At 61.8% G+C, this 14,677-nt stretch carries 11 protein-coding genes; all 11 read left to right on the top strand.

Annotated elements, in window-relative coordinates; all coding sequences use genetic code 11:
* Nucleotides 1–1,803: a malto-oligosyltrehalose trehalohydrolase gene (gene treZ, locus KVG87_RS00640; RefSeq protein WP_217848600.1), complete on the top strand. Its 1,803-nt coding sequence runs from the start codon at nt 1–3 to the stop codon at nt 1,801–1,803.
* A complete protein-coding gene (gene malQ, locus KVG87_RS00635) occupies nt 1,800–3,878 on the top strand; it encodes a 4-alpha-glucanotransferase (protein WP_217848598.1) in 2,079 nt (692 codons plus the stop codon). The genes treZ and malQ overlap by 4 nt, the downstream gene beginning before the upstream one ends.
* Complete coding sequence (locus KVG87_RS00630) at nt 3,875–6,649, top strand: malto-oligosyltrehalose synthase (protein ID WP_217848596.1); 2,775 nt, start codon at nt 3,875–3,877, stop codon at nt 6,647–6,649. The genes malQ and KVG87_RS00630 overlap by 4 nt, the downstream gene beginning before the upstream one ends.
* A gap of 21 nt (nt 6,650–6,670) precedes the next feature.
* On the top strand, nt 6,671–7,009 hold the full coding sequence (locus tag KVG87_RS00625; RefSeq protein WP_217848595.1) for a DUF2934 domain-containing protein: 339 nt from the start codon (nt 6,671–6,673) through the stop codon (nt 7,007–7,009).
* A gap of 239 nt (nt 7,010–7,248) precedes the next feature.
* Nucleotides 7,249–9,408: a glycogen debranching protein GlgX gene (glgX, locus tag KVG87_RS00620; protein WP_076563068.1), complete on the top strand. Its 2,160-nt coding sequence runs from the start codon at nt 7,249–7,251 to the stop codon at nt 9,406–9,408.
* A gap of 1 nt (nt 9,409) precedes the next feature.
* On the top strand, nt 9,410–10,408 hold the full coding sequence (locus KVG87_RS00615; RefSeq protein ID WP_217848593.1) for an acyl-CoA dehydrogenase family protein: 999 nt from the start codon (nt 9,410–9,412) through the stop codon (nt 10,406–10,408).
* Entirely contained in the window at nt 10,405–11,163 is a 759-nt protein-coding gene (locus KVG87_RS00610; RefSeq protein ID WP_217848585.1) for a PIG-L deacetylase family protein, read from the top strand. The genes KVG87_RS00615 and KVG87_RS00610 overlap by 4 nt, the downstream gene beginning before the upstream one ends.
* A complete protein-coding gene (locus KVG87_RS00605; RefSeq protein ID WP_217848583.1) occupies nt 11,160–11,759 on the top strand; it encodes an SAM-dependent methyltransferase in 600 nt (199 codons plus the stop codon). The genes KVG87_RS00610 and KVG87_RS00605 overlap by 4 nt, the downstream gene beginning before the upstream one ends.
* The gene (locus KVG87_RS00600) at nt 11,756–12,415 is read left to right on the top strand and encodes a glycosyltransferase family 2 protein (RefSeq protein ID WP_217848581.1); all 660 of its coding nucleotides are present in this window, start codon (nt 11,756–11,758) and stop codon (nt 12,413–12,415) included. Before KVG87_RS00605 ends, KVG87_RS00600 begins: the two co-directional genes overlap by 4 nt.
* A gap of 178 nt (nt 12,416–12,593) precedes the next feature.
* Nucleotides 12,594–13,352, top strand: coding sequence for a PIG-L deacetylase family protein (locus tag KVG87_RS00595; RefSeq protein ID WP_016774638.1), 759 nt, complete (start codon nt 12,594–12,596; stop codon nt 13,350–13,352).
* Nucleotides 13,353–13,566: 214 nt separating this feature from the next.
* Nucleotides 13,567–14,349: an endonuclease/exonuclease/phosphatase family protein gene (locus tag KVG87_RS00590; protein WP_056786852.1), complete on the top strand. Its 783-nt coding sequence runs from the start codon at nt 13,567–13,569 to the stop codon at nt 14,347–14,349.
* Nucleotides 14,350–14,677: the final 328 nt, after the last annotated feature.

Raw genomic sequence — 14,677 nt, 5'->3', positions numbered from 1 at the left:
ATGCCGTCAAGGACCCAAGAAACCTGGCCCCACGGCGCGATCATGCTGGATGCCGAGCACACGCAATTTGCGTTGTGGGCGCCTGACGCGTTCTACGTCAGTGTGGAACTGGAGGATGGAAAATCGTTGCCCATGCTGCCCCAGGGCGACGGTTGGTTTGTAATCAAGGCCAATTGCCCGGCGGGCAGTCGCTACCGTTACTGCATCGATGGCGAACTGGAGGTGCCGGACCCGGCCTCCAGAGCGCAGGATGGTGACCTTGACCGCCACAGCGTGGTGGTCGACCCCCATGCCTATCAATGGCGGCACACGACCTGGAATGGTCGGCCGTGGAGCGAAGCGGTGATTTACGAGATGCACGTCGGTGCGCTCGGTGGATTTGCCGAAGTTGAACAGCATCTGGCGCGCTTGGTGGCGCTGGGCATAACCGCCATCGAACTGATGCCGCTGGCGCAATTCCCCGGTGATCGCAACTGGGGTTACGACGGGGTGCTGCCCTACGCGCCTCAAGCATCCTACGGCACCCCCGAACAACTCAAACACCTGATCGACAGCGCCCACGGCCATGGCCTGGCGGTGATTCTCGACGTCGTCTACAACCACTTCGGCCCCGACGGCAACTATCTGCATCGTTACGCCAAAGGTTTTTTCCGCGAGGACAAGCACACGCCATGGGGCGCCGCGATCGATTTCCGCCGTCCTGAAGTGCGTGAGTTCTTCATTGAAAACGCGCTGATGTGGCTGCTCGAATACCGTTTCGACGGTTTGCGCCTGGACGCGGTGCACGCGATTGAAGACCCGGATTTCCTCAGCGATCTGGCCCGCCGCATTCGCCAGCAGATCGACCCGACCCGGCACGTCTGGCTGACCGTCGAAAACGAGCTCAACCAGTCGAGCCTGCTGGAAAACGATTACGACGCGCAGTGGAACGACGACGGTCATAACGCGTTGCACGTGCTGCTGACCGGCGAAACCGACGCCTATTACGCCGACTATGCCGCGCAGCCCACCGAGCAACTGGTGCGCTGCCTGAGTCAGGGCTTCGTGTTTCAGGGCCACATCACTCGGCATGGCGAACCTCGCGGCGAGCCAAGCGAGCACCTGCCCTCCACCGCTTTCGTGCTGTTCCTGCAGAACCATGACCAGATCGGCAACCGTGCCTTTGGCGAACGTCTGCATCAGCTTGCCGACCCGCGTGCGGTGCAGGCGGCGACGGTGTTGTTGCTGCTGTCGCCGATGATTCCGCTGATGTTCATGGGCGACGAGTTTGCCGCCGAGCAACCGTTCCTGTTTTTCACTAGCCACCACGGTGAGCTGGCGAAACTGGTGCGTGAAGGTCGGCGCAACGAGTTCGCCGCATTCAGTGCCTTTACCGATCCGCACAAGCGCGAACAGATTCCCGATCCGAATGCCGAAAGCACTTTCCACGCTTCGCAGCCGCGATTGTCCGGCAGCGGCACGCCATTGCAACAGCAGACCCAAGAGCTCTATCGGCAACTGCTCAAGTTGCGGCACCAATACATCATTCCCAACCTCTCCGGGACCCAGGCTCTGGGCGCGCAGATGCTCGGCTATGGCGCGGTCAGCGCACGCTGGCGACTGGGCAACGGCAGTGAGCTGCGAATTGACCTGAACCTCAGTGACACGCCAGTGGTCAACCCTGCACAGACCGATACCGAGTGGCTGTTTCAACAGCCAGCCGCGATCGAGCTGTCGGACCCGAACCAACTGCCGGCGTACACCGCGCTCGTCAGCCTCACGGCCGCACCCCTTTTGCACCCCCTGGATGGAGAGCGCCTATGAGCGATGCGCAACTGGAAATACTCGCCAGTCGAGCCGGCCTTGCCGTCGACTGGATCGACGCCAACGGGCGTCAGCAAAAAGTCGCTCCCGCTGTGTTGCGCAATGTCCTGATCGGACTCGGTCACCCCGCCAGCACCGCGCAAGAAATCGATGCCAGCCTGCTGGAATTGCAAGAAGTCCAGCAAGACCGCCATTTGCCGCCCCTGCTGACCTGCGACGTTGGCGTTGCCCTCGACCTGAGTCGCTACTTCACACCGGAGACGCCCTGCGAGATTCATCTTGAAGACGGCTCGCAGATGAACCTCAAGCTGGACAACGAAGCCATGTTGCCCGGCTTGATTCCGGTCGGTTACCAGCAAGTGCACATCGGCGATCAGTATTTCACTCTCGCTGTGGCGCCTGAGCGTTGTTTCAGCGTTGGCGATGCGGTCGATAGCCCGGTCCCGCGCGCCTGGGGTCTGAGCGCCCAGTTGTATTCGCTGCGCCGTCCGGGTGACGGTGGCTTCGGCGACACCCAGGCGCTGGAAGAGCTGGTCCGCGTGGCCGGCGAGCGTGGTGCCGATGCACTGGCGATCAGCCCGATGCACGCGATGTTCAGTTCCGATCATGGCCGCTACAGCCCCTATTCGCCGTCCAGCCGCTTGTTTCTCAATTCACTGTATGCCGCGCCGGGCAGCATTCTCGGCGAGCGCGCATTGCGTGACGCAATCGATGCCAGTGGCCTGGCCGCGCAGTTCGACCAGTTGGAAAATCTCAAGCTGATCGACTGGCCTGCCGCCGCACAAGCCAAGCAGAAACTGCTGCAAGCCTTGTATGACGGCTTCGTCGCTGGCGAGCATCCTCTGCACGCCGACTTCGCCAGCTTCCGGCATGCCGGTGGCGAAGCGCTGGAGAACCATTGCCGCTTCGAAGCGATTCAGGAAATGCGCGCCGCCCGTGGCGAAAGCCTCGACTGGCGCGAATGGCCGGAGCACTGGCACGACCCGCGCGGCGCGGCGCTGGGCGCTTTTGCCGAAGAATATGCCGAGCGCATCGGTTATTTCGCCTTCTGCCAATGGCTGATCCATCGCTGCCTCGAGCGCGTGCAATCTGCCGCGCGCAGTGCCGGCATGGGCATTGGCCTGATCGCCGACCTCGCCGTCGGTGCTGACGGTGCCGGCAGTCAGGCCTGGAGTTTTCAGGATGAATTGCTCGCCTCGCTGACCGTCGGCGCGCCACCGGACATTCTCAATCGCAGCGGTCAGGGTTGGGGTATTTCCGCCTTCTCGCCGGAAGGGCTGATCCGCAATGGTTTCCGTGCCTTCATCGAGATGCTGCGCGCCAACTTCGCCCACGCCGGAGGCCTGCGCATCGACCATGTCATGGGCCTGCAACGCCTGTGGGTGATTCCCAACGGCGCCGCCCCGGCCGATGGCGCCTATCTGTATTATCCGTTCGACGACATGCTGCGTCTGCTGGCCCTCGAGTCGCATCGGCATCAAGCCATCGTGCTCGGTGAAGACCTCGGCACCGTGCCGGAAGGCCTGCGGGAAAAACTCGCTGCGCGCTCGATTCTGGGCATGCGCGTGCTGTTGTTCGAACAGGACAATACCCGCTTCAAACCGATTCTCGACTGGCCGGATGATGCCCTGGCGACCACCAGCACCCATGACCTGCCAACACTCAATGGCTGGTGGCATGGCCGCGATATCGACTGGAACGCGCGCCTCGGTCTGGTCGATGCCAACGGCGAAATCGACTGGCGCCGGCATCGCGAGCGTGAACGCGAAGGCCTGCGCGATGCGCTGCGTCAGGATCCGCAAAACTTCCGCGAAGAGTCCCACGAAGCCGATCAAGTGGTCGATGCCAGTGTGCGTTTCCTCGGCCACACCCGCGCGCCGCTGGTGCTGCTGCCGCTGGAAGATGCCCTGGGTATCGATGAACAGCCGAATCTGCCTGGCACCACCGATTCACATCCGAACTGGTCGCGACGCTTGCCCGGTCCCAGTGAAGCGTTGCTGGACGGCCCCGATGCCGCCCGCCGCCTGGAACTGCTGGCCTGCGCGCGCCTTCAAGCCTCTGAGCGTGACCAATGAATCAACAGCAAATCCAGCCACTGCGCGCCACGTTGCGCCTGCAATTTCATAAAGGTTTTACTCTCGAACAAGCGGTGCCACTGGTGCCGTACTTTGCCCGCCTCGGCATCAGCCATATCTACGCCTCGCCCCTGCTGGCGGCGCGCGCCGGTTCCATGCATGGCTACGACGTGGTCGACCCGACCCAAGTCAATCCGGAACTGGGCGGCGAGCCTGCATTGCGCAAACTGGTCAGCACCCTGCGTGAACACAACATGGGCCTGATTCTCGACATCGTGTCCAACCACATGGCCGTGGGCGGCAATGACAACCCGTGGTGGCTCGACCTGCTGGAATGGGGACGCCTGAGCCCGTACGGCGAATTCTTCGACATTCAGTGGCACTCGCCGGACCCGTTGATGGAAGGCCAGTTGTTGCTGCCGTTTCTCGGCAGCGATTACGGTGTGGCGTTGCAGGAAGGCACGCTGAAGCTCAAATTCAACGCGCAGACCGGGACTTTTTACGTTGAGCACTACGACCACCACTTCCCGATCTGCCCGAACAATTACGGCGAACTGCTCAAGTCCGACGACACGCTGAAGTCCCTGGCAGATCGCTTCAGCACACTCAGCTACCAGACCGATGCCCACTCGCTGGCGATGCCGCTCAAGCAAGAGTTGCGCGAGCTGGCAAGCGATCCGCGTGTTCTGGCCACCATCGAAAGCAATGTCGCCCACTACGATTCCACCACTGACGAGGGCTTTCACAAGCTCCACGAGTTACTGGAACGGCAGAGTTATCGCCTGGCCAGTTGGCGCACGGCGGCGGACGACATCAACTGGCGGCGCTTCTTCGACATCAACGAGCTTGGCGGCCTGCGCGTAGAGCGTCCGGCGGTGTTCGAAGCGACCCACGGCAAAATCTTCCAATTGGTCGAAGAAGGTCTGGTCGACGGATTGCGCATCGACCACATCGACGGCCTCGCCGACCCGCGTGGCTACTGCCGAAAATTGCGCCGTCGCCTTGATCACTTGGCGCCGGGACGTCACCTGCCCATCTATGTCGAGAAGATCCTCGGCGAGGGCGAAACCCTGCGCCGCGACTGGAGCGTCGACGGCACCACCGGCTACGAGTTCATGAACCAGCTGTCGCTGCTGCAACACGACCCGGACGGCGAACAGGTGCTCGGCGAACTCTGGCAGCGCCGCACCGAGCGCCCGGCTGCGTTCATGGAAGAAGCGCAACTGGCCCGTCAGCAAATCCTCAACGGCTCGCTGGCCAGCGACTTCGAAAGCGTCGCGCAGGCGCTGCATCAAGTAGCGCGTGATGACCTGATGACCCGCGACCTGACCCTGGGCGCGATTCGCCGCGTGCTGCATGCGTTGATCGTGCACTTCCCGGTTTATCGCACTTACATCAGCGCCATGGGCCGTTCCGAGCAGGACGAAGCGATTTTCCAGCACGCCATGGAAGGTGCGCGGCAAACCCTCAGCGAAGCCGACTGGCCAGTGCTCGACTCGGTCGCCAGCTGGCTCGGCGGCACGCCTTGGCGCCGCAAGCCACGGGGGCGCTCGCGCAAGATCCTCAAGCATGCGTGCGTGCGTTTCCAGCAACTGACTTCGCCGGCAGCTGCCAAAGCAGTGGAAGATACCGCGCTGTATCGCTCGGCGGTGCTGCTGTCGCGCAATGATGTCGGTTACAACACCGAGCAATTCAGCGCGCCAGTCAGCGAGTTCCACGAAGTCAATCAACAGCGCATGGCCGAGTTTCCTGACAACCTGCTCGCGACTGCCACCCATGACCACAAGCGCGGCGAAGACACCCGTGCCCGGCTGGCCGTGCTCAGCGAACGCAGCCATTGGTACGCCGATCAGGTTGAACTGTGGCGCGCCCTCGCCCGCCCGGTGCGCATCGAAGATGACGCGCCTTCCGCTGGCGACGAACTGATCCTCTATCAGGCATTGCTTGGCAGTTGGCCGCTGGACCTGCAGGACGATGACCAGGCCAGTTTCGCCGATTACGCCAAGCGCATCTGGCAGTGGCAACAGAAAGCCCTGCGCGAAGCCAAGCTGCAAAGCAGCTGGAGCGCGCCGAACGAAACGTATGAAAACGCAGCGCAAGCCTTCACGGAAAAACTGCTGACCGGCCAAGAAGGCGAGTTGCTGCGTGCGGCGCTGAGCAAGACCGTCACCAGCATCGCCGCTGCCGGCGCGCTCAACGGGCTGGCGCAAACCTTGCTGCGCATGACTGTACCGGGTGTGCCGGATCTGTACCAGGGCAACGAGTACTGGGACTTCAGTCTGGTCGACCCGGACAACCGCCGCCCGGTGGATTACGCCGCCCGCGAGCAAGCGTTGCAGGCATCCGTGCCGGGTACCGAACTGCTCAAGGACTGGCGTGACGGGCGCATCAAACAGGCGCTGATCAGCGAGGTGCTGAACCTGCGCAAAGACCACAGCGAGCTGTTCCGCCGTGGCGATTACCAGCCATTGGAAGTGCTGGGCAGTCAGGCGCACAACGTGCTGGCATTCGCGCGTGAACACCAAGGCGTACGGGCGATTGTGGTGGTGCCGGTGCGTTGCGCAACGTTGCTGGAAAACAGTGCCATCCCGCAGGTCGATGCGCTGCGCTGGGGCGATACGCGGGTGGTTTTACCGTCTGCCGCTTCGGATGCAAACCTGAAGGGACTTTTTGCAAGCAGCGTAGTCACACAAAACAGGGAGCTGAATGTCAGCGAAGCGCTGGGGGATGTCCCGGTCAATCTCTTTATCCAACACTTAACACAAGCATGAGTTCAGTTCAGGAGCATTGCGATGAGCACCGACGATAAACGCATTCGCGAATTCGCCTATCAGATCTGGGAGTCAGAAGGGAAACCTGAAGGCCACGAAGAACGTCATTGGGAAATGGCGCGCAAGTTGGCCGAGGCCGAGGCGCTGGCACCGAAGAAGCCACCCAAGGCGGCTGGCAGCAAAGTGGCTGGCAAGACTACAGGCGCAGCAGCGAAAAGCAGCGACGGCAAGACACCGGCAGCCGCCAAAGCCAAACCAGCGGCGAAAGCCAAGCCTGCGGCCACGGCCAAAGTAGTCCCGCCGGGCGAAAAGGCTGCCGAGAAAAAGCCGCGAGCAGCGAAAAAGCCTCCGGCGAACTGACCCGATCCATATTTGAACTGAATGACTGTGTGGCGAGCGTGCTCGCCACAAGGGGTTCTTGCGCCCCGAAGAAAGCCCCTTATTGGGAAAAACACACAACCCTGTGGGAGCGAGCCTGCTCGCGAAAGCGCTAGGTCAGTTGGTGAAGATGTCGAATGTACCGACGCTTTCGCGAGCAGGCTCGCTCCCACCAGGAAATCTCATTGCCCGAACTGTCCCGTTTTTTTGCAGGAGCAATCATGACCCGTCCAAAGAAAGCCGAACCCGCTGCGCACGCCGAGCCGTCGAGAATCCGTGAAGGCCTGCCCTTCCCGCTCGGTGCGACCTGGGATGGTCTGGGGGTGAACTTTGCTCTGTTTTCCGCCAACGCCACCAAGGTCGAGCTGTGCATTTTCGACGATGCCGGCGAAGTCGAACTCGAACGCATCGAGCTGCCGGAATACACCGATGAGATCTACCACGGCTACCTGCCGGATGCGCATCCTGGCTTGATCTACGGCTACCGCGTTTATGGTCCTTATGACCCGGCCAATGGTCACCGTTTCAACCACAACAAACTGCTGATCGACCCTTACGCCAAACAATTGGTCGGCGAGCTGAAATGGTCGGAGGCGCTGTTCGGCTACACCATCGGCCACCCCGACGCCGACCTCAGTTTCGACGAGCGTGACAGCGCGCCATTCGTGCCCAAGTGCAAGGTCATCGACCCGGCGCACACCTGGGGCAATGACCATCGCGTTAGCGTGCCGTGGGACAAGACCATCATTTATGAAACCCACGTGCGCGGCATCAGCATGCGTCACCCGTCGGTGCCGGAAAACCTGCGTGGCACCTTCGGCGGTCTGATGGTCGACGACGTGCTCGAGCACATTCGCAAGCTCGGTGTTTCGTCTGTCGAACTGCTGCCGATTCACGCCTTCGTTAACGATCAGCATCTGCTGCAAAAGGGCATGACCAACTACTGGGGCTACAACAGCATTGCGTTCTTCGCCCCGGACCCGCGTTATCTGGCCAGTGGCAAGATTGCCGAATTCAAGGAAATGGTCGCGCACCTGCACGATGCCAACCTCGAAGTCATTCTCGACGTGGTCTACAACCACACCGCCGAAGGCAACGAGCAAGGCCCGACCCTGTCGATGCGCGGTATCGACAACGCCTCCTACTACCGCTTGATGCCCGACGACAAGCGCTACTACATCAACGACTCCGGCACCGGTAACACCCTGGACCTGAGCCACCCATGCGTGCTGCAAATGGTCACCGACTCCCTGCGCTACTGGGCCAGCGAGATGCACGTCGATGGTTTCCGCTTCGACCTGGCAACCATTCTTGGCCGTTACCACGATGGTTTCGACGAGCGCCACAGCTTCCTCGTCGCCTGCCGTCAGGACCCGGTGCTGCGTCAGGTGAAGATGATCGCCGAACCTTGGGACTGCGGTCCCGGCGGTTATCAGGTGGGCAACTTTCCGCCGGGCTGGGTCGAGTGGAACGACAAGTTCCGCGACACCGTGCGTGCGTTCTGGAAAGGCGACGACGCTCAGCTTGCCGATTTCGCCAGCCGCATGACCGCTTCCGGGGAGATGTTCAACCAGCGCGGGCGCCGGCCGTATTCGTCGGTGAACTTCATCACCGCCCACGACGGTTTCACTCTCAACGATCTGGTCTCGTACAACGACAAGCACAACGAAGCCAACGACGAAAACAATCAGGACGGCAGCAACAACAACCTGTCGTGGAACCACGGCGTCGAAGGCCCGACCGACGATCCGGAAATCATCGCTTTGCGCCATCGGCAGATGCGCAATTTCTTCGCCACTCTGCTGCTGGCCCAAGGTACTCCGATGATCGTCGCCGGTGACGAGTTCGCCCGCACCCAGGACGGCAACAACAACGCCTATTGCCAGGACAGCGAGATCGGCTGGGTCAACTGGGACCTGAGCGAGGACGGCAAGGCCCTGCTCAAGTTCGTCAAACGCCTGATCAAGCTGCGCCTGACTTATCCGATCCTGCGTCGCGGACGCTTCCTGGTCGGCGAGTACAACGAAGACATCGGCGTCAAGGACGTAACCTGGCTGGCACCGGACGCTACCGAGATGACCACCGAGCACTGGCACGATGCACACAACCGCTGCCTCGGTATGCTGCTCGACGGTCGCGCGCAGGAAACCGGCATCCGTCGCAAAGGTGCCGACGCGACGCTGCTGCTGGTGGTCAACGCGCACCATGACATCGTCAACTTCACCCTGCCGGAAGTACCGGATGGTGGCTTCTGGACGTGCATGATTGATACCAATCAGCCATCGATTCGCGGCCAGGAACGCTTCGAATTCGGTCACGAGTATTCGGTGACCGGGCGTTCGTTGCTGTTGTTTGAACTGCAACGCGACGAAGAAGATTGATATGGACTTTCAACATTATCTGGCCCGCCGTCCGCCAGATTACGCCGATACCAATGCCCTCGGCCGTTGCCTGCGGGCAATGGTCGAGGCCGGCCTTGACCGCTTGCCGTTGCCCGGCAGCGGTCACACGCTGGAGCGCTTTCAGCGTCTATCGGAGGTGGGCGGACACGATCTTGGGCTGTGCAAACTCTATGAAGGCCACACGGATGCGCTGGCGATCATCGAGCAATTGGGCGGTACGCCAACCCCAGGCAGCACGTGGGGCATGTGGGCTGCCGAGCCGCCGCAGGCACGGGTGAAAGTCACGCCGTCCGGGCACATGGTGACGCTGAACGGGCGCAAGGCCTGGTGCTCTGGCGCTGCGGTGCTCAGCCACGCCTTGCTCACCGCATGGGACGCGGACGGTCAGCAGCAATTGGTTGCAGTCGCACTCGATCAACTTGGCGTGACCATCACCGATCAAGGCTGGCAAGCGGTGGGCATGGCGGCCACCGGCAGCGTCGAAGTGCTCTTTGACAACGCCGAAGCGCAGGCCATCGGCAACCCCGGTGATTACCTGCAACGGCCGGGGTTCTGGCAGGGCGGGATCGGTATTGCGGCTTGCTGGTATGGCGCTTCACGGCGGATTGCCGAAGGGCTGCGTCAGCATTGCGCGCAACGCGATGAACCGCACGCCCTCGCCCATCTCGGTGCGACTGACACAGCACTGCAAGCGGCAGCCGATGTGTTGCGCTTCAGCGCGCTGCAAATCGATGCGCAGCCTGAGGCTGACGCTGAACTGCTGGCCCGTCGCGCCCGCGCGGTGGTCGAGCAGTCTGCCGAACAGGTCATGCGTGAGGTCGGGCGCGCGCTGGGTGCCGGGCCGTTTTGTCAGGATCGGCATTTTGCGCGACTGAGTGCCGACTTGCCGGTGTTTCTACGCCAGAGTCACGCCGAACGCGACCTTGCTGCGCTGGGCCAGCACATTGCTGGTCAATCCTGCGAGGTCTGGGCGTTATGAAGGACAACCCGATCGTCGGCCAGGGCACTTCACTGCAGCAATGGCAGGGTTCGCAGCGTCTGGCCGAACTGCCCGCCATCGACGTTCTTGACCTGGTACCGCTGGGTTCGCGGGCGGTGATCATCGCGCCGCATCCGGATGATGAAGTACTCGGTTGCGGCGGCATCATGCAGTTGCTGGCGGCAGCCGGACGGCCGTTGCAATTGATCTCGGTCACCGATGGCAGCGCCAGTCACCCCGGCTCGCAACGCTGGACGGTCGAACGCTTGAGCGTAGTGCGACCGCAGGAATCCGCCGAAGCGCTGCGCCGCCTCGGCTTGCCGATGCACAGCCTGAAATGGCTGCGCGGCGGGTTTACCGACACCCAAGTGGCGGCTCAGGAAATCGAGTTGAGCGAATTCATCGCCGGTTATCTGCATGCCAGTGACGTGGTTTTCACTACCTGGCGCCAGGACGGCCACAGCGATCACGAGGCCGTCGGCCGCGCCAGTGTCGAGGCGGCGCGACGCGTTGGTGCGACCTGCCATGAACTTCCGGTCTGGACCTGGCACTGGGCAACCCCGGAAGACGCCGCGGTGCCATGGGAGCGGGCGCGCAAGATTCTGTTGTCACCGACGCACATCGCGCGCAAACGCCACGCGGCCCACGCGTTCGCCAGCCAGTTGGAAGGCGACCGCGACGTCGGACTCGGGCCAGTACTTGCGCCCTATGTGCTCGATCGTTTGTTGCAACCTTTTGAAGTGGTGTTCCTGTGAGCGTCGATGATCGCTATTTCGACGGCCTGTTCGCGGGCAATGACGACCCGTGGGCGTTCCGCCAGCGCTGGTACGAACAGCGCAAGCGCGCGATCACCCTCGCCGCCCTGCCCCGTCCGCGCTACAGGTCGGTGTTCGAACCGGGTTGCGCCAACGGCGAACTGAGTGCAGAACTGGCTACGCGCTGCGACCGCCTGTTGTGCTGCGACACGGCGAGCGCGGCGGTGAAGCTGGCGCGCACTCGCTTGAGCGTATTCGAGCATGCCGAAGTCCGCCTGGGACGCCTTCCGGCTGACTGGCCGGAGGAAAAATTCGACCTGATCGTATTCAGCGAAATCGGCTACTACCTGGACGAAAAAGATCTGACAGAAATGATCCGCCGGATCAGTGAGTCACTGACCGCCGACGGCCAATTGCTGGCCTGCCACTGGCGCCCGCCGATCGAGGGCTGTCCGTTGAATGCGCGTCAGGTTCACGATCAGATCCACGATCAGTTGGCTTTGCCGCGTCTGGTGCTGCATCAGGAAGCGGATTTCATTCTCGAACTGTGGAGCCGCGAGCCACGCTCGGTGGCGGCACTGGAGGGCTTGCGTTGATCGGTATCGTGATTCCTGCACACAACGAAGAGGCGCTGCTCGATGAATGCCTGCGCGCCGCCCTGCGCGCCGGCCAGCATGCACAACTGGGCGGCGAGCCGGTGGAAATCCTGGTGGTGCTCGACAGTTGCAGCGACGCCTCGGCGCAGATTGTCAGCGCTTATCCGGTGCTGAGCCTGCAGATCGACGCACGCAACGTCGGCGAAGCCCGAGCCGCCGGTGCGCGACTGCTGCTCGAGCGCGGTGCCCGCTGGATCGCCTGCACCGACGCCGACAGCCGCGTCGCCGATGACTGGCTGGCGGCGCAACTGGGACTGGAGGCGGACGCAGTGTGCGGCACAGTCACCGTCGAGCACTGGCACGAATCGATCGATGAAGCGGCGCAGATTCGCTATCACCATCACTATCAGGCTCGCGATGGCCATCGACACATACACGGAGCTAACCTCGGTGTCAGTGCCGAGGCTTATCGTCTGGCCGGCGGTTTCAAGCCGCTGACCTGTGACGAGGACGTGCAACTGGTGCGTGCACTGGAGCGCAGCGGCGCCAATATCGCCTGGAGTCACCGTCCGCAAGTGCACACCAGCGCCCGTCTCGACAGTCGGGCCAAGGGCGGGTTCGGTGACTTTCTGCGCAATCTGGCACAGCTGGAATAAAAAATTACGGATCAGATTGATCTGTGACGCGACGAATCGGCTGTCTTGAGCAATACTCTGCCTCGCAGTAATCCAAGGGTTGGAGCACTGCACCGTTGCTATTCATTTGCCTTCACGGGCCGCGATCAGCGTTGGCTGCTCACGACTGAGGGCGAGATACCACAAGGACGTCGCACTCATGAAATCGTCATTGCTCAACGAACACGGCCTGCCGGCACAGATCTGGAACAGCGCGCCGCAACTCGACAATATTCCCGTCATCAACACCCACAGCCTGGTTCCCGCCGGCGCCCGCGCCGTGGTCATCGCTCCGCATCCGGGCGATGAAGTGGTCACCTGCGGCGGTCTGCTGCAATTACTTTCCAGCCTTGGCCATCCACTGCAATTGCTCTCGATTACCGACGGCAGCGCCAGCCACCCCGGCTCGCGGCAATGGTCGGAACAACGCCTGAGCGTGTTCCGCCCGCAGGAAAGCGTCGAAGCCCTGCGCCGCCTAGGCCTGCCCATGCACAGCCTGAAGTGGGTGCGCGGCGGCTTTACCGACAATGCACTGAGTGATCAGCAAAGCCAGCTCACCGAGTTCATCGGCCGTTATCTGCGACCGGGCGACGTAGTGTTCAGTACCTGGCGCAAGGATGGCCCGCCGGATCATGAAGTGGTTGGCCGCGCCAGTTTCGACGCGGCGCAAAAGGCCGGGGCGACCTACCATGATGTGCCGGTGTGGGCCTGGCACTGGCCGGAGCGCGAGCAGCAAATGATTCCCTGGGAACGCGCGCGCAAGCTGCGTCTCGACACCTGGACAGTCGCGCGCAAGAGCCACGCCACCCACGCGTACGCCAGCCAGCTCAAGGGCGAACCGGCCATCGGTATCGCCCCGCTGCTGCCCCCGGTGCTGCTGGAGCGGATGCGCTTGCCGTATGAAATCGTCTTCTTCTGAACGCCAAAGACCCCTCTGACACCGTGAAACCCTGTGGGAGCTGGCTTGCCAGCGATAGCGGTGTATCAGGCAACAGAGATACTGCTGATTTGGCCCCATCGCTGGCAAGCCAGCTCCCACAGAGTCCTGTGTACGATCAAACATTTCTGGAAGGAACTGCCACCCCCTCAAACCAGTCGCATGAACAGGCATGGCCCAATTCAGAGGAGTGAACGTGTCCAGCGATCCCAAGCGTCAAGTGGTCGACGCGCCAGTCATTCATCGCCTGCGGGTACTCACGGTCAACACCCACAAGGGCTTCACCGCGCTGAATCGGCGGTTCGTTCTCCCGGAGCTGCGCGAAGCGATGCGCAGTACCTCGGCCGATCTGGTGTTCCTGCAGGAAGTGGTGGGTGAGCACGAACGCCATTCCAGTCGTTACAACGACTGGCCGCAGACCTCGCAATACGAATTCCTCGCCGACAGTATGTGGAGCGACTTTGCCTACGGGCGCAACGCCGTTTACCCCGACGGCCATCATGGCAACGCGCTGCTGTCGAAATACCCGATCCGCGAATACCGTAATCTCGATGTATCGATCACCGGCCCAGAACGGCGCGGGCTGTTGCACTGCATCCTTGATGTGCCCGGGCATGCCGAGGTGCACGCGATCTGTGTGCATTTGAGTCTGCTGGAAAGCCATCGGCAATTGCAGTTGCAGCTGCTTTGCCAGTTGCTTGAATCACTGCCCGACGATGCGCCGGTGATCATTGCCGGCGATTTCAATGACTGGCAGTTACAGGGCAACGCCGCCCTCGCCCGTCGCGACTATTTGCACGAAGCTTTTGAACGTCATCATGGGCGCCCGGCGAAAACCTATCCGGCGCGTTTTCCGCTGTTGCGCCTGGACCGGATTTACCTGCGCAATGCCAGCAGCCACGATCCAAGGATTCTCGGCAACAAGCCGTGGACGCATTTGTCGGATCATCTTCCCTTGGCGGTTGAAGTGCACCTCTAGCTGCATTTTTGACAGCCATCTAATGACAGGTCCTTCTGGCAATTACCGCTCGGAAGGACCTTTCGTCGGCGGCAAAAAACCGTCATACGCACCCTTTGCAAGCGTTTTTCCATGCAAACAAGCACTTAGTTATGTGCAGAAAAACAAACGCTTGCGGCTGCTGATTTAAGCGCGCCATTCATCGTGCATTTTCTTGACGCGCGGGCATCGCTCTTCTTATCTCTACCTTACTACCCCCGGAATCACTACTGGGGCTGACCTTCCGGCACTCGCGAAATCGAGCAGCCGCGGTTCGCCCCGCTCTATTCGGTCGCCCCTCGTTCGGGGT

The organism is Pseudomonas siliginis, assembly GCF_019145195.1.
In the GTDB taxonomy this organism is placed as follows: Bacteria; Pseudomonadota; Gammaproteobacteria; order Pseudomonadales; family Pseudomonadaceae; genus Aquipseudomonas; species Aquipseudomonas siliginis.
This window is presented reverse-complemented; position numbering and strand designations above follow the sequence as displayed.